Source organism: Streptomyces sp. NPDC001157, from assembly GCF_053598255.1.
Genome location: NZ_JBSFJW010000036.1, coordinates 60,454 through 81,077, shown reverse-complemented (window position 1 = coordinate 81,077; position 20,624 = coordinate 60,454). Strand labels below are relative to the sequence as shown.

Below are 20,624 nucleotides of genomic sequence, written 5' to 3'. Positions count from 1 at the left end.
TCCTCGGTTCCTCTCCTCTTGCTCTCTGCTTCGTCGTCGGTCACTGCTGCCAGGAGCGGAACGCCCGCAGGTGTTCGGGCGTGACCACGCACTCCAGGCGCTCGTCGTCCTGCTCTCCCCCGCCCAGGGCGGCCAGCAGCCGACGGGCCGGTGCATTGCGTTCGGTGCGCTGCGCGGTCAGCCGGACCTTGGTGCAGCCGAGGTCGTCGGCACGGTCGGCGAGCCACTGCAGCAGGCGTTCCTCGACGCCCCGGCCGAGGGCGCGGCAGCTCATCAGCCAGGCCGGTACGTCGAGCCGGTCGCCGTCCGCACGCAGGGCGAGGAGGGCGATCTGGCCGTAGTCGCCGAACCGGTCCCGGGCCGCTGCGGTCCACACCTCGCTGTGCTCGCTCCAGCGGGCGACGTCGTGGCCGTCGTCGGAGCGCGGGTGGAGGGTGAACTGGTTGGTGCGGCACACCAGTTGCTCGGCCCGGAGGACGTCGGTGGCGGTCAGGGGCCGGATGTCGACCTCCAGTCGCAGCCCGGCCAGGAACTGCTCGAAGCCGGCCTGCTCGCGGGCGGTGTCCCGCTCCCTTTCCTGTTCGTAGAAGCGGGCGCGCAGCGCGTCCTCGGACGTTGCCGCCGACGGCACCAGCGGCCACAACCGCCCCAGGAACGCTTCGAATTCGGGTGTCGGCGGGCAGGTGACCGCGAGCATCTGCGGCAGCGCCGAGCGGACCTTGGCGATCTCGGCGGGGTTGTCGTCGAGGAACAGGAAGCTGTCCAGGCCGAGGTTGAGCGTGCGCGCCGCCTCGGCGAGGCGGTCCGGCTTGGGGCCCCAGGCGGCGGAGAGCACGCTGAAGTGTTCCGGCTTCAGCAGACTGTCCGGGCGGTCCAGGACCGCGCGCACCGTGTTCTCGTCGTTGTTGCTGACCAGCACCAGCAGCGCGCCGGCCGCACGCCACTGGAGCAGCCTGCGGGCCAGCAGGGCCCGGGGACCGGTCAGGTCCACCGCCCCGGGGCCGATCTCCCCGGCCACCCCGCCCCACAGGGTCTCGTCGCCGTCCACGGCGATCACCTTCGGCGCGGGGCGGCGCACGGCCTGCACGACTTCGGCGAGACGCAGGGCGACGGCCGCCTGGAAGTGGGGGGTGAAGGGCAGGTGGGCCAGACGCTCGGTGCGTTCGTCGAAGCGTTCCTCGACGGCGTGCCGGCTGGTCCAGTCGTCGGGGCCGAGTACGGCTGTTGCGGGCAACTCGGCGAGGTCGGCGGCCAGTTCGTGCTCCCAGCGCCGCAGGCGCTCCGGGGTGTGTGCGGCGGGCAGGAAGCCGACGATCAGCGGCTTGCGGGTGCGCTCGGCCAGGGCCCGCAGGGCGGCGGGGTAGGCGGTGCGCAACTCGGTGAGCAGCGCGTCGTCCACCGGCCCGAACCGCTCCAGGTCCGCCGCCCGCAGCAGCACCACGCCCACTGCCGTCGCCGGGTCGGCGAAGACGCCGGACGGATCCCGAAGGCCCGCCAGCACGTGGTGGTACGGGGCTTCCGCGATGGTCGTCGCGGTGTCGTCCGGTGCCGCGTCGTTGAGGGCCGCCTCGCACATCAGGGGCAGGTTGCCGAGGGCGAAGGTGGCGGCGAGGGCGAGTGCGGGGCGCGGGGCGGCCTCCGTGCCAGGGCCGGGCTGTCCGGCAGCAGGCGCCGTACCCACCGGCTGCGAGGCGTCCTCGACGATCTCCGCGAGCAGCCGGACCAGCTCCTCCCCCAGCCCCGTGACGGTGGCCGTGTCGAGGATGTCGAGGTTGTGGTCGAGCCGGAGGCGGCCGGCCTCCGGCGTCACGGTGATCATGAGGTCGAGGTCGGAGTGGCCGGTCCCCACCGGCAGCACCTCCAGGCCGGTGAGGCTGCCCGCGGCACGGACGTAGTTGAAGTACACCTCCACCAGTGGCGCGTCGGGCCGGTACAGGCCCTGCCTGGCCAGCACCGGCAGGACGTCCGAGAACATCGCGCCCTTGGTGAGGATCTTCTCCAGGCGGCTGTCGGTGCGGCGCAGCACGTCCTCGATCCGCTCCTGCGCCCTCGCCTCGGCGGGGAAGGGCACCGGTACGCCGAAGAAGCCCACCGCGTCGAACGCGTCGGCGTGGATGCGGGTGTCGACCGGTACGGCGAGGACGAAGCGTTCCCGGTCGCGCAGCCGGGCCAGCAGCACGGTCAGGGCGCCCAGGCAGAAGGCGGCAGGTGTCACGGCGAGGCCGCTCGCGGACACCGACACCCGTTCCATGAGGCCGTCGGGGATCGCCACGCTCACGCTGCCGGCCCGGTACGAACGTGCGGCCGGACGCGGCTGCGTGAGCGTCAGGTCGAGGCGCTCACTGCCGTGGAAGGCCTCACGCCACTCGGCCGCGCCGGTTCCGGGGCCCTCCCCCGGCTGCTGGGCCTCGATCAACAGGTCCAGGTCGCGGTTGGTGACCGTGCCCGGAAGGGCGGTGCCGGACAGTTCGGTGTCGATCTCGGCGGCCACCAGCAGCAGGGACTGCAGGTCGCTGACCGCGTGGTGGGCGCCGTACAGCAGGATCTGGCCACGCTCACCGCCGTCGAGGAGTTCGAACCGCCACAGTGGGGGCTGTGTGAGGTCGAACGGCGGCTCCAGCAGCCGGCGGAGCCGGTCGGCGGCGTCGAGTTCGTCGGCTGCGGGTACGGCCGTCCAGCGCAGCAGCGGCTGTGCGGGCTCCCGCTCCACCCGCAGCTGCCTGCCTCCCTCGCTGCCGGTGACGATCGCGGTGCGCAGCGCTGCGTGCCGGGCGGCCAGGCGGGTGAGGATGCCGGTGAGCGTGGCACGGGTGGTCGCGGTGGTGAGGCGTACGGCGAGGCCGACGGCATGGGCCGCGGCCGGCATGTCCGGCCGGGCGCTGCGCAGCAGGCGCACGACGTCGCGGGTGGCCGGGCGCTGTTCGCTGTCCGGCACTTCGGTGGCCGCTTCGGTCCGGGGTGCCACTGTGCTGCGTTCGGGCAGGGCCGCGGCCAGGGCTTGGGCGAGGCCTCGGATGTCGGTGGCCGAGAAGACGGCGGCGGACGGGAGTTCGGCGCCCAGCTCCCGGGCGAAGGCGTTGCGCAGCCGCACGAGCATCAGGGAGTCCAGGCCCAGTTCCTTCAGGCCCGTGGTGGCGGAGGCGTCGACGGCGCCGCCGGAGACCTGGCCCACCCTGGCGCGCACATATGCCTCGAGCCGGTCCGTGCGCTGTTCGTCCGTCGTCGCCGCGAACACCTGCTTGACCAGGTCGTCGGAGCCGTGCGGGTCCGTCGGCACCGTGGCCAGGTCGGCCAGGAGGGGGCGGGTGCGTGCGGCGTCGGGGTCGAGGGCGAGCAGCTCCCAGTCCAGGGCGAGGGGGGCGAGTTGGCGGCGTTCGGTGGCCAGGACGCGGTCGAAGAGTTCGCCGCCCTCGGCGGGAGTGAAGGCAACGAGGCCCGAGCGGCTGGTCTCGGCGGCCCGGGTGGCGTCGGCCGCGACCATGCCGACGCCGGACCACGCGCCCCAGTCCAGGCTGAGCGCGCGCCTCCCGGCGAGGGAGAGGTGGTGGGCCCAGGCGTCGAGGAAGGCGTTGGCCGCCGCGTAGGGCCCCTGGCCGGCCGAGCCCAGCAGGCCGGCCGCCGAGGCGAACAGGACGAGGTTCTCGGCCTCGGGGACGAGCTGGGTGAGCAGGGTGGTGCCCAGCACCTTGGGGGCCAGGACGTTCAGGACGCGTTCTTCGCTCAGGTTCGCCACCGTGGCGTCGTCCAGGACGCCCGCGGTGTGGACGACCGTGGTGATCGGTCCTGCTTCCCGTCGTACGGCGTCCAAGGCGTCCGCAAGGCTGCCGCGGTCGGCCACGTCGGCACGGACGACGTGCACGGTGACGCCGCGCTCCTCCAGTCCCTCGATCCAGGCCGCCGCTTGCGGAGTGGGCGCGCTGCGGCCCAGCAGAGCCAGCTGCCGGGCGCCGCGCCGTGCCAGCCGCTCGGCGACGACGCGGCCGAGGCCGCCCAGACCGCCGGTGATCAGGTGGACGCCGTCGCGGTCGGCGCCGTCACGGGCGCCGTCGTCCGGACGGGTGCGGGCCAGGCGCGGCACCATGCGGTCCGCGCCGCGCAGCGCGACGAGGCGTTCGTCGTCGGCGTACCGCAGCTGCGTCCACAGGGCGTCCACGCCGTCCGTGGGCGGCAGGTCGATCAGGGTGGTTTTCAGCTCCGGGTGCTCCTGGGCGAGGGCGAGCCCGAAGCCCCAGCCCAGGGCCTGTTCGGGACGGGTCACCTGCGTGCTGTCGCCGGCGGCCTGGCTGCCCCGGACGACGGTGAACAGGCGGGGCGCCGGGCCCTGCGCCCGGTCGGTGAGCGTCCGAACCAGGTGCAGGGTGCTCAGGCAGCACAGCCGCGCCGCCTCCTGCGCGGTGCGCGGATCGCCGATCGGCGGGGCGTCGAGCGCGGACAGCTGCACGATGCGCTCGGGTGCCGCGTCCGCGAAGGCATCGTCGAACAGGCGGGTCAGGTGCTGCGGATCCGCTGGGTCCAGCACATAACGGCCGGGGCTCTGGACGTCGTATGCCTCGCCCCTGCGGGCGATCACATGCGGAACCGAAGCAGCGTCGAGGCGGTCGGCGAGTTCAGCGGTGACGCCCGTCTCGTCCGCCAGGATCAGCCAACTGCCCTGCGCGGGCGCCTGCTTGGCGGGTGGGCGCGGCTGCCAGCGGGTCTCGAACAGGGCGCCGTCCAGTGGGGAGAGCGCGGCGAGCTCGAACTCCTCGACGGCGAGCAGGAGTTGCTCGTCCTCGTCGTACAGTCGCAGGTCGAGGGTTGCTCTGTCACCGTCCACGGAGCGCAGTCGGCATGTCGTCCATACGGGAGTCGTACGGCGTCCGGTGAAGTGCAGCCGTCCGGCTCCGGCGGGTACGAAGGCCCGCCCCGCGGGTGTGTCGTGCGGCAGGGCGGCCGTGTGGAAGGCGGCGTCGAGGACAGCCGGGTGCAGGAGATGACCGGCGGCGGGCCGCGGGGCAAGCCGTCCCCACGCGGCCGAGTCGCCGCAACCACCCTGCTCCAGACCACGGAAGGCCGGGCCGTATGCGATGCCGAGGGCGGCGAGCTGGGCGTAGACGGCGGACAGGTCGGCCTCCTGGCCGCACTGTTCGCGCAGGACAGCCGGCGATTCGCCCTCGTCCGGCGCTCGGTCGCCGCCGACCCGGGTGACACGCCCGGTGACATGGCGTTCCCAGCGCGCGGAGGGCGCGGCCGAGGCGATGGTGAAGTGACGCGAGCCGTCCTCGGTGGGCCGCAGGACCAGTTGCAGCCGCACCGGCCGCCGCGCGTCCAGACGCAGCGGCTGGTCGAACCTGACGTCGGCCAGCGCCACTTCGCCGCCGCGCTGCACGGCTGATGCGGCCTCGATCGCCATGTCCAGGAAGGCCGCGGCGGGCAGCCAGACCTCGCCGGTGACGCGGTGGTCGGCGAGATAGGCGAAGCGTCCCTCGCGCAGGTCGAGCTCGGTCTGGAAGATGTGGCGGTCCGCCTCGTCGCTGGCCTCGATGTGCGTGCCCAGCAAGGGCGAGAGGCCGCCGGTCGGCGAGGCCGGCGTGCGCCAGTGGCGTTCGCGGGCGAAGGCGTAGGTGGGCAGGTCGACACGGCGGCCGGACGGGAAGAGTGCCTGCCAGTCTGGGGTGTGCCCGGCCGTGTACAGCTCCCCCACCCTGCGCAGCAGGTCGTCGTAGCCACCCTCCTCGCGGCGGAGCGAGGCGATGCTCACGGCGTCGATGATTCCGGCTTCCGCGGCGACCGACTCGATGGCGGAGCCGAGCGAGGGGTGCGGGCTGAGCTCGACGAAGTACCGGTACCCGTCGTCCAGCATCCGCCGGATCGTCTCGCCGAAGCGGACCGGCTCACTGAGGTTGCGGTACCAGTACCCGGCATCCAGCAGGTCTCCCGGCAGCGGTTGTGCCGTCACGGTCGAGTACAGCGGCGTCCTGGTCTGCGCGCCCACGACGGTGCGGATGCGGTCGAGGAGGTCGTCGCGCAGCGGTGCCATCAGGGGGGTGTGGGAGGCGAACGGGGTGGACAGCCGCCGGGCGGGGATCTGCAGTTCCCGGCACTGGCCGAGCAGTTCGCTCAGCGCGTCCGCGTCGCCGGAGACGGCCGTGGACTGCCCGCTGTTGACCGCAGCGACGAACAGCCGCCCCGCATACGGCTCCAGCAGCTCCTGCGCCCGGGTGCCCGAGAGCTCCAGGGCGAGCATGCCGCCTTTCCCGACCAGCGGTACGGCCGCCCGGGCGCGGCCGCAGACCACGGTCACGGCGTCCTCGATGGTCAGGGCGCCCGCGCTGTAAGCGGCAGCGATCTCGCCCAGGCTGTGTCCGACCACGGCGTCCGGGGCGACACCGAGTGCACGCCAGGCGGCGGCCAGCGCGGCGTTGACAGCGAACAGGGTCGGCTGCAGGTACTCGGTCCGGCCCAGCGGGGCCAACTCCTCCGGCGCGCGCAGGACGTCGAGAACCGACCAGCCCGCGTGCCGGCGGACCGCCTCGTCCACGCGGGTCAGCTCGTCGCGGAAGGCATCCGAGTCGGCCATCAACTGCACGCCCATGCCGGGCCATTGGCCGCCGTGCCCGGCGAACACGAAGGCCACCTTGCCGGACGGCTCCTCGCGACGCGCCGTAACGGGCCGTCGTCCACCGGCCAACTCCTTCAGCTCTGCCAGTAGTTCGTCCCGGTCACCTGCCACCAGCGCGGTGCGCCGCTCGAAGTGGCTGCGGTGGAGCGCCAGGGTGTGGGCCACGTCCGGCAACGCCGTGTCACCGGTCAGGTGCTCGGCGAGCCGTGCGGCCTGTCCGCGCACCGCGTCCTCGGTGCGCGCCGACAGCACGAACAGCCGCTTGACCGGCGCGGGCTCAACCTTCGCACTGGGTGTGTCGACCGGCGGCGCCTCCTCCACGATCACGTGTGCGTTGGTTCCACTGATGCCGAAGGCGCTCACTCCAGCACGCCGCAGCCGCTCACCGGCCGGCCACGCCACCGCCTCTCGGAGCACCTGCAGCCCGCTGTCGGCCCAGTCCACGTGCCGGCTGGGGGTGTCGGCATGCAGGGTGCGGGGCAGCATCCCGTGCCGCAGCGACTGGATCACCTTGATCAGCCCGGCCACACCCGAAGCCGCCTGCGCATGGCCGATGTTCGACTTGAGCGAGCCCAGATACAGCGGCCGGCCGGCGGGCCGCGAGGCGCCGAAGACCTCCGCGAGGGCGTTCGCCTCGATCGGGTCGCCGAGTGTGGTGCCGGTCCCGTGCGCCTCCACGTAGTCGATGTCGGCCGGGCCGAGTCCGGACAGCTCCAACGCCCGCCGGATCACCTGTTCCTGCGCCGGACCGTTCGGCGCGGACAGCCCCTGACTGCGGCCGTCCTGGTTCACCGCGGTCCCGCGCAGTACGGCCAGCACCTCGTCCCCGTCGCGGTGGGCGTCGCTCAGCCGCTTCAGTACGACCATGCCCGCGCCCTCGGCCCAGACCGCGCCGTCGGCGGCATCCGAGAAGGAGCGGCACCGGCCGGTCGGGGACAGACCGCGCAGCCGGCTGAACTCCACGAAGGTCTGCGGGGTGACCATGAGCGTCGCCCCGCCCGCCAGGGCCAGGTCGCACTCACCGGCGCGCAGGGCCTGCGCCGCCAGGTGCACCGCCACCAGAGAGGACGAGCAGGCCGTGTCCACGGTCAGGGCCGGGCCGTTCAGCCCGAGCGTGTAGGCCAGCCGGCCCGAGGCCACGCTCAGGGCCGAGCCGGTGCCGACGTAGCCGTCCAGCTCCTCCAGCCGCGCCCCGGCCAGATAGTCCCCGGAGAACATGCCGACGTACACGCCGGTGGTGCTGCCCGCCAGTTCGGCGGGCACGATCCCGGCGCGTTCCACGGACTCCCAGGCCGTCTCCAGCAGCAGCCGCTGCTGCGGGTCCATGGCGGCGGCCTCCTTCGGTGTGATGCCGAAGAACGACGCGTCGAAGGAGTCGATGTCGTCGAGGAAGCCGCCCTCGCGGGCGTACGACTTGCCCGGCGCCTCCGGGTCGGGGTCGTAGAGCGACTCCACGTCCCAGCGCCCGGCCGGGAACGGGCCCACCGCGTCGCGGCCCTCCGCAACCAGCCGCCACAGTTCCTGCGGGGAGGCGACCGCGCCCGGCAGACGGCAGGCCGTGGCGATGACGGCCACGGGCTCGTCGGACGCGGGCGCCGTCGTACGGGCCTGCACGACCGGTGCGGTGGGGTGCAGCCTGCCGCCGTCCGGTGCGAGCGCGGTGGCCAGCAGGTGGTCGGCGAGGCGGGCGGGAGTGGGTTGGTCGAAGAGCAGGGTGGCGGGCAGCCGGACGCCGATGCGGGTGCCGAGACGGTTGCGCAGGTCGACGGCCGTCACCGAGTCCATGCCCAGGTCGCGCAGCGGCTGGTCGGGGCGGACGGACCGGGGCGAGGGCAGGCCCAGGGCATGGGCGGCTTCCTCGCACACCAACTCCAGGACCCGGGCGGCGCGTTCGGTGTCGCTCAGCCGGGCCAGACGGTCCGCCAGTCCGCGGCCTGCCTGCCGGTCGGGACGGGGCGAGGGCAGCAGGGAGGTCCACAGCGCGCCGGTGGCCGCCGCGTTGTCGCGCAGGCGGGGCAGGTCCAGATGCCAGGCGAGCAGGTGCGGTGTGCCGCGGCGCAGGGAGAGTTCCACCAGGGCGCGGCCCTGCTCAAGGGTGAGGGTGCGGTGGCCCAGGCGGGCCATCCGCTCCAGGTCGGCGTGTTCGGCGGCCAGGCCCTCGCCGGCCCAGGCGCCGAAGGAGATCGAGGCGGCGGGCAGGCCCAGCGCCCTGCGGTGGTGGGCCAGTTGGTCGAGGAAGACGTTGGCGGCCGCGTAGTTGGCCTGCCCGGCGTTGCCGACGACACCGGCGGCCGACGAGATCAGCAGGAACAGCTCCAGCGGCAGCTCTGCGGTCAGCCGGTGCAGATGGGCGGCGCCGTCGACCTTGGGGCGCAGCACCTGGGCGAGCCGTTCGGGTGTCAGCTCGGCGATCACCCCGTCGGCCAGGACTCCGGCGCAGTGCACCACGCCGCGCAGCGGCAGCTCGTCACCGACGTCGGCGAGCACACCGGCCAGGGCGGTCGCGTCCGCGACGTCACAGGCGGCCACCTCGACGTCGGCACCGAGTGCGGTCAGCTCCGCGACGACCTCGGCGGCCCGCGGGTCGGCCGGCCCCTGACGGGAAGTCAGCAGCAGCCGCGGTACGCCCCGTTCGGCCAGCAGGCGGGCTGTCTGCCGGCCGACCGCGCCCAGGCCGCCGGTGATCAGCGCCGTGCCGTCGGTGGGCACGAGAGGAGGGCGGCCGACGAGGTCGAGGACTACGGGACGGCCGGACGCCTCGCGGCGGAGTAGCGCCTCGCGCGCGGCGGTGATCGGGAGGACGTGGGGATGTCGGGGTGCGTGGACGGCGGCGCTCAGGGCCTCGGCCGACCGTTCGCCCTCGGCCGCGGAGGGCACCGCGACAGCCGCCGTGAACGGCAGATCGTCCGGAACCGCGGCGACCAGCCGCGCGTCCACGACCAGCTCGGACCCGGGCGTGGCATCGGTGAGGACGACGACCCGTGTGCCTTGCGCAAGGCCCTCGACCTCGGGACCGACCTCGGTGAGCACACCGGCGCAGAGGGTGTGCGTGGGATGCAGGCCGATGGCCTGCACCTCGATCCGCACCTGGGCGGGACCGATCGGCTGACGCGCCGCCGGGCGCAGGGTGACGTCGGCCGGGAGGCCGGTCAGCTGATAGCAGTCCCCGGCCGGGATCCGCAGCACGTCGGCCGGGCGGGCTCGCACCAGGCGCGGCACCAGCAACTCGCCATCCCTCAGGGCGAGTTCGGGCTCGTCGCCATGAGTGACGGCAGCCGATATCGCGGTCGCGGCATCGTCACTGTCGATGCCGCCGTCGAGGTCGAGCAGGGTCAGGCCCAGGTCCGGGTGTTCGCTGCGGGTGCTGCGGGCCAGGCCCCACAGCACCGACTGCGCCAGGCCCGGCACGGTGTCCGCGTCGCCGGTCGCGACCGCACCGCGGGTCACCCACAGGGTCCGCGCGGGCGCCTCGTGCGGCGCGAGGGTGGTGAGTTCCTGCACCTCCGTGAGGGCTTCGGCCGCCAACTCGCCTGCCGCAGCGGCCGGTTCGGCGTCCACCGCCGGACGCGGCCAGAGCCGTACGACGATGTCGGCACCCGACTCGTGCAGCTCGACTCCCGCCGCGGTGAGGCCGCGTACGATCGCCTCGACGTCCGGGTCCGTGGGGTCACCGATCACCGTCCAGGTCGCCCGGTCGCGTGCGGTGGGTGCTGCGGGCGGCGCCGTCCACGCCACTTCGTACAGGTGCCTGGCGTGCTCCGAGCCCGCGCGCAGGTCTGACGGGTCGGCGGCCCGCAGCCGTACGCCTTCCAGGCGGCCTGCCGGGATGCCGTCCGTGTCCCACAGCTTCACGTCCAGGACGAGGTCTCTCCCGGAGCCGCCGACACGCCGCACCACCGCGGTCAGTTCGCCCGCCCCACCCGGCGGGAGGACACAGCGGCCCACCGCCACCGGCAGCAGCGCCCGCCGCTCGGACGTGTCGAAGGCGGCGGCCGCCTGCAACGCGGCATCCAGGAGCGCCGGATGAACCGGATACGCCTCGGCCGCGTCCCCGGCCGCAGGTGGCAGCACGAGCCGCGCCAGCACCTCGTCCTCGGCGGTCGCGACCACCGACCGTACGCCCCGGAAGGCCGGGCCGTAGCGAAGCCCGAGCGCGGCGAGCCGCTCGTACGTGTCCTCGCCCCACACCTCCGCAGCCGTCTGCGGCCACACCGGCGGCGAGACATCCGTGTCGGGGCCGGGTTCGGCCGCCGACGCGGTGGCGTGCAGGGTCCAGCCCGCCGTCTCCTGGCCGCGCGGGCGACTGTGCACGGTGATTTCCGGTACGGAAGCGGAGGTGTCCACCTCGACCGACACCTCGACCGGGACGGCCTCGGGCAGGGTCAGGGGCGCGAGCAGCAGCAGATCGGCCAGGTCATAGGGGGTGTCGGGGCGGGCGACGGCGAGCGCTGCGCGGCACAGCTCCATCAGAGTGGTGCCCGACACCACCGTCTGCCCGAACACTGTGTGGTCCGGCAGCCATGAGGTGGTGGCCGGGGACCACTCGTTGCGGAAGGTCCAGCGGGTCGCGTCGGCCGACTGCAACTGGATGCCGAGGACCGGGTGGGCTGCGCGGTCGAAGAGGTTGGGGCCGGCCGCTGTGGTGTCGGGTTCGGTCCAGTGGCGCTGTGCGTCCCAGGCGTACGTCGGCAGGTCGGCGGCCGCCGTGTCGGGAACGAGACGCCGCCAGTCGATGGGGCGGCCCTGGACGTGGAGTTCGGCGGCCGCGCGGTCCAGGCAGGCGGGTCCGGGTTCGTCGCGGCGCAGTGATCCGACGGCGACCAGGTCGTGCCCATGGTCCTCACCCACGGTCGTGACGGCGGTGAGCAGGGCAGGGTGAGGGCTCAGCTCGACGAAGCAGCGGTAGCCGTCGGACGCCATCCGCTGCACGGTCGGCCCGAAGCGGACCGGCTCTCGCAGGTTGGTGTACCAGTACCCGGCCGCCAGCTCCTCGGTGACCGGTTCGCCGGTGACCGTCGAGTACCAGGCGACGGACGTCGGACAGGTGCTGACACCGTCTAGTTCGTCGAGGATCGTCGCGCGGACCGGGTCGACGTGGGCGGTGTGGGAGGCGTAGTCGACGTCGAGACGGCGGGCGAACACCTGTCGCCGGTCGAGGTCGGAGAGGAGGGCCTCGATCGGTTCGACGTCGCCGGCGATCACCGTCGAGCGGCCGCTGTTCACGGCGGCGACCGACACCCGGCCGCCCGGTTCCGCGAGGAGTGGTTCGACCTCGGTGTGCGGGAGGGCTATGACCGCCATGGTTCCGGAACCGGACAGCTCGGTCAGGGCCTGGCTGCGCAGGGCGACCACGGCGGCGGCGTCGTTGAGACTGAGCGCTCCGGCGACGCAGGCCGCGGCGACCTCGCCCTGGCTGTGGCCGATCACCGCGTCCGGCCGTACACCGCGCGCCCGCCACACGGCGGCCAGGGAGACCATCACGGCGAACAGGACCGGCTGGACGACATCCACGCGCGCCGGGGAGGGCGCGGCGGCATCGCCCCGCAGGACTGACGTGACCGACCAGGTGGTGAACGGGCGCAGGGCCGCGTCGCAGCGGTCCAGCTCGTCGGCGAACACCGGGTCGCTGTCGAGCAGATCGCGGGCCATGCCCGCCCACTGGGCGCCCTGGCCGGGGAAGACGAAGGCCAACTTCCCGTTCGGTAGCGCCTGTTGGGGACCCACTGTCAGGTCGGAGTTCGGTTCTGCTGCCGCAAGTCCGCGCAGGGCGTCGAGCAGTTCGTCGTCGCTGCTCGCCCGGAGGACGGCCCGGTGCTCGAAGTGTGTGCGGTGGTGGGTGAGTGCCGACGCGACGGCGGAGAGCGGCGGCTGCGGTTGCCGCGTGAGCGCCTGCCGGAGGCGTTCCGCCTGTCCGCGAAGGGCCTGGGGGCTGCGGGCGGAGAGCGGGAAGAGGGTCTGCCCCGTCGGCTCGTCGGCGCCGGGCCGGGCCGAGTCCTGCGGCGCCTCCTCCAGGACCACGTGTGCGTTCGTCCCGCTGATCCCGAACGCGCTCACACCGGCCCGCCGCACCCGCTCCTCGTCGCGAGGCCACGCCCGGCGGCCGGTGACGAGGCGCAGGCCACTGTTCGCCCAGTCGACGTGCCCGGTCGGGGTGTCGGCGTGCAGTGTCGCGGGGAGCACGCCGTGCTGGAGCGCCAGCACGGTCTTGATGATGCCGCCGATGCCCGCCGCGGCCTGCGCGTGACCGATGTTGGACTTGAGCGAGCCGATGTCGAGCGGCCGGTCCGCGGGGCGGCCGGGCCCGAAGACGGCGGCCAGCGCCCGGACTTCGATGGGGTCGCCCAGGGGTGTGCCGGTGCCGTGCGCCTCGACGTGGTCCAGGTCGCCGGGCTGGAGTCCGGCCGCGTCCAGGGCCGCGCGCAGCACGCGCTCCTGCGCCGGGCCGTTCGGGGCGCTCAGCCCCTGGCTGCGCCCGTCCTGGTTGATCGCGGAACCCTTGATCACGGCCAGGATGCGGTCGCCGTCCCGGCGCGCGTCCGCGAGCCGCTTGAGCAGCACCAGGCCGCAGCCCTCGGCCCACACCACGCCGTCCGCATCCGCGGAGAACGGGCTGCACCGCCCGGACGGCGACAGCCCGCGCAGCCTGCTGAACTCGACATGCGCGCGCGGTGTCACCAGCAGCGACGCGCCACCCGCCAGCGCCAGGTCGCACTCGCCTCCCGCCAGCGCCCGCGCCGCCAGATGCAGGGCGACGAGCGAGGACGAGCAGGCGGTGTCGACGGTGACCGCCGGTCCCTGCAGGCCGAGGGTGTAGGCGATGCGTCCGGAGGCGACGCTGGACGCCGAGCCCGTGCCGACATGGCCGTCGAGCTGCCCCAGCGAGGCGGAGGCGAGGTAGCCGCTGTCGTACAGGCCGACGTAGACCCCGGTCGAGGTGCCGTTCAGCGTGCTCGGCACGATTCCGGCGTGCTCGATGGTCTCCCAGGCGGTCTGCAGCAGCAGCCGCTGCTGCGGGTCCATGGCCGCGGCCTCGCGCGGGGAGATCCCGAAGAAGGCCGCGTCGAAACGGTCGATGCCGGTCAGATAGCCGCCGCGCAGCGAATACGCCCTGCCGGTGGCTTCCGGGTCGGCGTCGTACAGGCCCTGGGTGCGCCAACGGCCCGGCGGTACTTCGGTGATGACGTCCTCACCCGAGTCCAGCAGCCGCCACAGCGCCTCGGGGTCGTCGGCGCCGCCCGGGAAGCGGCACGCCATCGAGATGATGGCGATGTCGTCGTCCGTGCGTGCGGACAGGCCGGACCGCACCGTGCCGGCCGTCGCTGTCGCGGCGGGCGGGTCGCCGAGCACTGCCTCGGCCAGCGCCGCGACGGTGGGGTGGTCGAAGATCAGCGATGGGCTCAGCGTCCGGCCGGTCCGATCGGACAGCTGTGCCGCCAGCGTCACCAACTGGCGTGAGCCCAGGCCGAATTCCGCGATCGGCCGGTGCGGATCGACGGCCAGCGGGTCGAGCCCGGCCGCCTCGGCGACCGAGGAGATCAGCCAGGCTCGAACGCTCTGCGGTGTGGTGAGGGACGGCTCGGCGGGCTGCTTCGCGGACTCGTTCGCAGGCATCGGGGCAGGTGTCCTCGTGAACTCGGGCTCGGTGTGTTTTCCGTACGAGCGATACGGCCTGAGTGGGGGCGTGACGAAGCCACGGGCGGCCGAACGGGCAAGCGGTCTGGGGAAGTTGTGACGCAGGGCGGCGCGGGCAGGCAGGTGGTGTCAGCGCGCGGCCGGTGCGGTGACCGAAGAGAGGGAGCCGGCCAGGTGGGCCGTCCGGGTCGCGTGGCGCTGGATCTTCCCGCTGGAGGTCTTGGGGATCGTGCCGGGGTGCACCAGGACGACCTCGCGTACGGACAGGCCGTGGGCCTCGCCGAGCGCGCTGCGGATCAGGTCGGTGATCTTCTCCGAGTCGCCCGCGGCGTCCGGGGCGACCTCGGCGACAAGAACGACCTGCTCCCCCTCGACTCCTGCGTCGGCGGGGACGGAGAAGGCGGCGGTGCAGCCCGGGCGCAGGGCCGGGTGGCACATCTCGGCGGACAGCTCCAGGTCCTGCGGGTAGTGGTTGCGTCCGTCGATGACGATCAGGTCCTTGAGGCGGCCGGTGACGAAGAGTTCGCCGTCGCGCAGGAATCCGAGGTCGCCGGTGCGCAGGAAGCGGCCTTCGCGGCCGGTCAGGGTGGCGCGGAAGGTCTCGCGGGTGGCCAGGGCGTTGCGCCAGTAGCCCTTGGCGACGCTGGCTCCGCTCACCCAGATCTCGCCGACCCGGCCCTCGGGGAGTTCCGTGCCGTGTTCGGGGTCCGCGATCGTCACCGTGAGGCCGGGACCGGGACGGCCGCAGCCGACCGCGGCCGCGTCCGCCTCACCGGTGTGCGGCCCGAGGTCCTGGGCGGTGAGAAGAGTGGGCGCGGCGTCCACACGGGCGCCGGTGACCATCACGGTCGCCTCGGCGAGGCCGTAGCAGGGGTAGAAGGCCTCGCGGCGGAAGCTGGCCGGCGCGAAGGTCTCGGTGAAGCGGCGCAGGGTGGCGGCGCGTATCGGTTCGGCGCCGTTGAAGGCGACCTTCCACGAGCTCAGGTCGAGGCCGTCGACGAGTTCGTCGGTGGCGTGCTTCAGGCTCAGTTCGTAGGCGAAGTTGGGGCCGCCGCTGGTGTGCGGGCGGTAGTGGCTGATGGCCTTCAGCCAGCGGTCGGGCCGCTGCAGGAAGTGCAGCGGGGAGAAGAGGGTGGTGGTGAGGCCGAGGTAGACGGTGTTCAGGACCGGTCCGATGAGTCCCATGTCGTGGTAGACGGGCAGCCAGCTGACGATCAGCTCGCCGCCGTACTCCTCGATGACCGCCGGGGTGTGCCCCATGCGTTCGGTGATGATCCGCTCGTTGTCGAGGAGGTTGCCGTGGGTGACGGCCACGCCCTTGGGGGCGGAGGTGGAGCCGGAGGTGTACTGGAGGAAGGCGACCGAGTCGGGGGTGAGGTCGGGGGCGCGCCAGGCGTCGGCGGCCTCGTCGGGGACGTCCTCGGTGGCGAGGCAGGTGATGTCGGCCAGCTCGGGGAGGTGCTCGGCCCTGCCGGCCAGGGCATTGACCACGTTGCGGCCGCCGAGGATCACCTTGGCGTCCGCGTCGGCCAGCAGACGCCTTGTCCGGGTCAGGGCGCGGTGGTTGTGGGCCCGGCCCTGCGGGGGCACGCCGGGCACGGCGACGACACCGGCCGCGAGGCAGCCCAGGTAGTCGCTGATGAACTCCAGCCCGGGCGGGTGCAGCAGCATGGCGCGGGAACCGGTCAGCCCGCGCTCCTGCAGCCAGGCGGCGACGGCCCGGGAACGGCGAGCGAGCCGCGCGTAGGTGATCTCCTGGATCTCTCCGTCGCAGTCGCCGGTGACGAGGTAGCGGTATGCGATCCGGTCGGGCTGTTGCGTGGCGTGCTCGGTCAGTAAGTCGACCAGGGAACGGGCCATGGGAAGAGTCTCACCTGTCTGATTCGGCGGGCAGGGAACTGGAGTTCGAGAGCCGCGCAACATGTATGCGCAGCAGCCGCGAGCGGCCCGGCCCCCTTGCCGGACTGCGCGACTCGACCAGTCATCCGGGGAATGGCGACACGCCGGCTCCCCGCACCCCCTACAACTTGCTACCGGCGAGTAGCACTGTAGCAACTCTGTTCGGCCCGTCGACCAGATCTCTGTAAACGCTCGGTATCAAACGGGAGTTGGACATACGGAAGGCCCGGCCGCCCGTGGCGCGCACGGGCGGCCGGGCCTGAGGGCGGGAGGCCGGTGTCAGCCGCCGTTCAGCCGTCCGCGCAGCAGCCCCTTGCCGATTTCCGCGCCCTTGCGGCTGTCCGCCTGGGCCTTGCGGAACAGGTCGGCCACCTCGGTGTCCTTCTCGCGCTCCGCGTCCTGGATGTAGGTCTCCAGGCGCAGGGCGTTGTTCAGGCACTGCTCCACGTACCAGATGAGGTTGTAGTCCTTGTCCGGCGTACCGGTCACGCCGCCGGTCTCCGTGCTGCTGGTCATGCGGGCCTCCTCCAGCGCTGGTCCTTCCGGGGCTGTCCGAGTACCCGTCCCGCAGCGGGCAATCAGCCCACGTCCCAGAGGAAACGGTGCGTGTGGATGCCGAAGTACGGGAACGACTGGATCTGTCGGACCCCTTCGATCGGCCGTACGACGTCGTTGACGAAGTCCAGCAGTTCGCGCGGGTCCGACGCGACCACCTCGGCGAACAGGTCGAAGCCACCGGAGGTCAGGACGGCGTAGACGACCTCGGAGCGAGTGGCCAGCTCGTCGGCGACCGCGCGGGGGTCGCCGTCCACGCCGATGCCGAGCAGGGCCATGGCCTGCCCGCCCATGGACATCGGGTCGGTGACGCCGACGACCTGCACGGCCTTGGTGTCCAGCAGCCGCTGCAGGCGCTGGCGGGCCGCCGAGGCCGAGAGGCCGACCTTGGGGCCGAGGTCGGCGTAGGCGATGCGCCCGTCGGTCTGCAGTTCGCGCAGGATGGCCCGGTCGATGTCGTCCATGTGCGTCGCTCTCCTTTTCCGGCCGGGTCGCCCGGTCCCGTCGGTGCTGCTCAGCCGGCCAGGTCGGCCAGGGCGGCGGCGAAGACCTCGGTGTGGGTGTCGACGTCCTGGTCGGTGGTGTCCGGACACATGAGTGCCATGTTGTGGAACGGGGTCAGCAGGATGCCCCGGTTGGCCAGGTAGAGGTGCAGGAAGTCCTCCAGTTCGGGGTCGCCGGCGGCCGCGGACTCGGTGCCGGTGCGGGGCGCGGGCGAGGCGAAGCGGTACTCGGTGCGGGCGCCGAGCCGGCTGACCGACCAGGGCAGGGCGTGGGCGTCGATGCCCGCGCGTACGCCCGCCTCGAAGCGTTCGGACAGCTTCGCCATGCGGGCGAACGCTTCGTCGGTCAGGACGTGTTCCAGCGTGGCGCGCGTGGCGGCGACCGAGAGGGCGTTGCCGGCCAGGGTGCCCCCGACGCCGCCCATGTCGACCAGGTCGAGGTCGGCGCGGCCGAGGAGACGGTCCGCGAGCTCGGCGGACAGACCGTATGCGCCGGCCGGGATGCCGCCGCCGATGGCCTTGCCGATCGTGAGCAGGTCCGGCTCCAGGTCCCAGGCGGCGGTGCAGCCGCCCGGGCCGGCGGAGAAGGTGTGCGTCTCGTCGTTGATGAGCAGGGCGCCATGGCGGCGGGTCACCGCCCGGACGCCCTCGAGGTAGCCGGGTTCGGGCAGCACGATGCCGATGTTGGTGAGGGCGGGTTCCATCAGGACGGCTGCCACATCGCCGTGGGCGAGTTCGCGCTCCAGTTGTTCCAGGTCGTTGAATTCCGCGACGCGGCTGGTCAGCGTGACGTCGCAGGGAGCGCCGACGTTTCCGGGGCGCGCCACTCCCCTGCCGTCGGGGCCGACGACGATGAGCGACTCGTCGACGCTGCCGTGGTAGCTGTAACTGTTCACCAGGATCTTGGGGCGGCCGGTGACGGCCCGGGCGAGCCGGATAGCCCACCGGTTGGCGTCGGTCGCCGTCAGCGAGAAGCTCCAGCGGGCCAGGCCGAAGCGGCGGGTCAGCTCGGCGCCGACCCATTCGGCGTCCTCGGTGGGGAGCATCGCGGTCGCACCGCCCAGCTCGGCGAACCTTCGCTGGACCGCATCGGCCACGACTGCCGGGGAGTGACCGGCCATCGCCCCCGTGTCACCGAGGCAGAAGTCGACGTACTCGTGTCCGTCGATGTCCGTGACGCGAGCGCCCCGGGCGGTTGCCAGGTAGCGGGGGAAGGCGCCCGCCGTCTTGTTCATCCACGTCATGGGCACGCGCCCGAAGAGATGGTCGGCCCGCGCGTAGGCGTCCTTCGAGCGCGGGCAGCCTTGTGCGGCCTGCTCCTTCTCACGGGCGAGCAGATGCTGCAAACGGGCGCGATCCATGGAATCCCCGAACTCTGGGCGCGACGGAACCTGCGGAGCGTACGACGTAAACCGTTGATCGAACAAGAGATTGCCGTGGAATCTATTGCTCATGCGATCGAATCACGCGTCTGACGTCGCGCCGCAGCCAACGCGGCAGGGCGCCACGCAGGGTGGTGGAGATTCGCTCAACCGTACGAGAGTGATCTGTGACGGTGTGTACTGTGCAGCGGGTGATCGCCAGCGACCGCACCGACCGCTTTGTCATCGACCCGTTCGGCGCCGACATCCCCGGTGAGAGTGCCCGGCTGCGGGCCGTCGGCCCGGTCGTGCCCGTCGAGCTGCCGGGCGGCATCCCCGCCTGGGCGCCGACCGGCTACGGCACGCTCAGGGATCTGATCCTCGACCCGCGGGTCAGCCGGGATCCGCGGCTGCAGGGGGCCGGGCGGGAGACGGCCAGTACGCCGACGGGAGCGGGCTGCGGCTGCTCCACTCCGACGAGCCGCAGATGGCGTCCGGTGTCGTCCCAGGCCGCGGAGGCGATCCGGCCGGAGACGAGGTCCGCGAGGAGGTTGTCGTCCAGCGGTGTCGGCGTTCCGGCGAGGAGCCGGCCGGTGCCGTCCTGCAGTGAGGCCGTCCCCTGCACGGCGTCCGCGAGCCAGGCGACGACCCGGCGGATGTCCCGCCCGGTGGGGCGCAGGTGATCGAGCAGTTCCTGCGCCCACGTCGGGCCGCCGTCGGCGACCGTCATCCGTGCAGGGCAGGCCCCGTCCTTTCGGCCAGCCATGTCGGCCTTCTCCTCGTCCATCGCGTCGACCTCGGCGTTTCGGTCGGGGACGTTACCTCACGTGTGCCCGATGGCCGTGTACCTACGGGTGCGTGCGACGGGGAGCACGCCTTTCAGACGGTGCGGTCGGCGAAGGCGCCGCCGGGGGCGAAGGCCAGTGAGGCGAAGCGTTCGCCGATGCGGAGGTGGGTGGCCGCGTCCGGGTGGAGCTGGTCGGGCAGGGGCAGTTCGGCGTGGTCGGACTCGCCGTAGAGCTCGCGGCCGTCGAGGTAGTTCAGGTTCGGGTCCTCGGCTGCCCGCTGGGCCACGATACGGGCCAGTTCGTCCCGGATGACGCCGAGGGCCAGTTTCCCGCTCGCGCGTTCCCCGGGATCGCCCATGGCCTGGAAGCGCAGTTGACCGTCGCTCAGGGTGGTGAAGTCCAGGACGCTGGGGCCGGGCGTGTCCTCGTGTATCGGGCACAGGATGGGCGAGACGACCAGCAGCGGTGTCGTGGGGTGTCCTTCGCGGACGGTGTCGAGGAAGCCGTGGACGGCGGGGGTGAAGGCGCGCAGCCGCATCACGTCGGTGTTGACCAGATTGATGCCGATCTTGACGCTGATCAGGTCGGCCGGGGTGTCGCGCAGGGTGCGCGCGGTGAACGGGTCGAGCAGGGCGCTGCCGCCCAGGCCCAGATTGATCAGGTCGACGCCGCCCAGGGAGGCGGCGAATGCGGGCCATGTGGTGGTGGGGCTCGCCGCGTCGGAGCCGTGGCTGATCGAACTGCCGTGGTGCAGCCACACCCTGCGGCCGCTGGGCGGGCTGGGCTCGACGGGGGCGTCGGTGCGCAGGGCGACCAGTTCGGTGGTCTCGTTGTGCGGGAGCCAGATCTCGACGTCCTTGACCTCGTCGGGCAGGTCGGTGAAGCGGAGCGTGCCCACGGTGCCGGGCCGCAGTTCGGCCGTGCCGGCGACCATGTCGATGGTCACGGTGTTGCCGCCCGCGACACTGCCCCGGCCGGCCGGGCGGCCGTCGACGAGGAGGTCGTAGACGCCGTCGGGACGGGGCGGGGCGCCGACGTAGTCGCGTTTGGTGGGCAGGGTGTCGAGTTCGACGGCCGTCGCGCGGGTGCGAAACGCCAGCCGGACGCCCGAGGGCTGGGACTCGGCGCCGGCCAGCTGCGGATCGGTGCACTGGGCGCGGGCCCGGGCGGGCAGCCGGTGGGGCAGCACGCCGTGCTCGGTCCGCTCCACGTCGAGGGCGCCGCGCAGCAGTTCGGCGGTGACGGGCGTGGTGATCCAGTCGTGCTCGGTAAGCATGTCCTCCGC

7 protein-coding genes and 1 pseudogene are annotated in these 20,624 nt (G+C 73.1%); 1 reads left to right on the top strand and 7 read right to left on the bottom strand.

Going from position 1 to position 20,624, the window contains the following annotated elements:
* Positions 1-40: 40 nt before the first annotated feature.
* The 5 genes from ACWDAG_RS39350 to ACWDAG_RS39330 all read right to left on the bottom strand — a co-directional run bounded on the left by ACWDAG_RS39350 (position 41) and on the right by ACWDAG_RS39330 (position 18,551).
* Complete coding sequence (locus ACWDAG_RS39350; protein WP_450700350.1) at positions 41-14,212, bottom strand: SDR family NAD(P)-dependent oxidoreductase; 14,172 nt, start codon at positions 14,210-14,212, stop codon at positions 41-43.
* A 150-nt stretch (positions 14,213-14,362) separates the two neighbouring features.
* Positions 14,363-16,093: a fatty acyl-AMP ligase gene (locus ACWDAG_RS39345; RefSeq protein WP_450700349.1), complete on the bottom strand. Its 1,731-nt coding sequence runs from the start codon at positions 16,091-16,093 to the stop codon at positions 14,363-14,365.
* A 318-nt stretch (positions 16,094-16,411) separates the two neighbouring features.
* Positions 16,412-16,648, bottom strand: coding sequence for a hypothetical protein (locus ACWDAG_RS39340; protein ID WP_450700348.1), 237 nt, complete (start codon positions 16,646-16,648; stop codon positions 16,412-16,414).
* A gap of 62 nt (positions 16,649-16,710) precedes the next feature.
* A complete protein-coding gene (locus ACWDAG_RS39335; RefSeq protein ID WP_450700347.1) occupies positions 16,711-17,151 on the bottom strand; it encodes an Lrp/AsnC family transcriptional regulator in 441 nt (146 codons plus the stop codon).
* A gap of 50 nt (positions 17,152-17,201) precedes the next feature.
* Positions 17,202-18,551: a transaminase gene (locus tag ACWDAG_RS39330; RefSeq protein ID WP_450700346.1), complete on the bottom strand. Its 1,350-nt coding sequence runs from the start codon at positions 18,549-18,551 to the stop codon at positions 17,202-17,204.
* Positions 18,552-18,763: 212 nt separating this feature from the next.
* Here ACWDAG_RS39330 and ACWDAG_RS39325 point away from each other — a divergent pair.
* A pseudogene (locus ACWDAG_RS39325) lies at positions 18,764-18,964 on the top strand (cytochrome P450); the annotation flags it as partial.
* On the opposite strand, the gene ACWDAG_RS39320 reads toward ACWDAG_RS39325, so the two are convergent.
* Positions 18,907-19,317, bottom strand: a complete 411-nt coding sequence (locus ACWDAG_RS39320; protein WP_450700366.1) for a hypothetical protein — start codon at positions 19,315-19,317, stop codon at positions 18,907-18,909. The pseudogene ACWDAG_RS39325 and the gene ACWDAG_RS39320 overlap by 58 nt on opposite strands.
* A 113-nt stretch (positions 19,318-19,430) precedes the next feature.
* Positions 19,431-20,615, bottom strand: coding sequence for a GDSL-type esterase/lipase family protein (locus tag ACWDAG_RS39315; RefSeq protein ID WP_450700345.1), 1,185 nt, complete (start codon positions 20,613-20,615; stop codon positions 19,431-19,433).
* Positions 20,616-20,624: the final 9 nt, after the last annotated feature.

Bases quoted from the DNA above. Each gene is read 5' to 3' on its own strand.
- ACWDAG_RS39350 (WP_450700350.1), bottom strand. From the start codon at position 14,212: ATGCCTGCGAACGAGTCCGCGAAGCAGCCCGCCGAGCCGTCCCTCACC.
- ACWDAG_RS39345 (WP_450700349.1), bottom strand. From the start codon at position 16,093: ATGGCCCGTTCCCTGGTCGACTTACTGACCGAGCACGCCACGCAACAG.
- ACWDAG_RS39340 (WP_450700348.1), bottom strand. From the start codon at position 16,648: ATGACCAGCAGCACGGAGACCGGCGGCGTGACCGGTACGCCGGACAAG.
- ACWDAG_RS39335 (WP_450700347.1), bottom strand. From the start codon at position 17,151: ATGGACGACATCGACCGGGCCATCCTGCGCGAACTGCAGACCGACGGG.
- ACWDAG_RS39330 (WP_450700346.1), bottom strand. From the start codon at position 18,551: ATGGATCGCGCCCGTTTGCAGCATCTGCTCGCCCGTGAGAAGGAGCAG.
- ACWDAG_RS39320 (WP_450700366.1), bottom strand. From the start codon at position 19,317: ATGGCTGGCCGAAAGGACGGGGCCTGCCCTGCACGGATGACGGTCGCC.
- ACWDAG_RS39315 (WP_450700345.1), bottom strand. From the start codon at position 20,615: ATGCTTACCGAGCACGACTGGATCACCACGCCCGTCACCGCCGAACTG.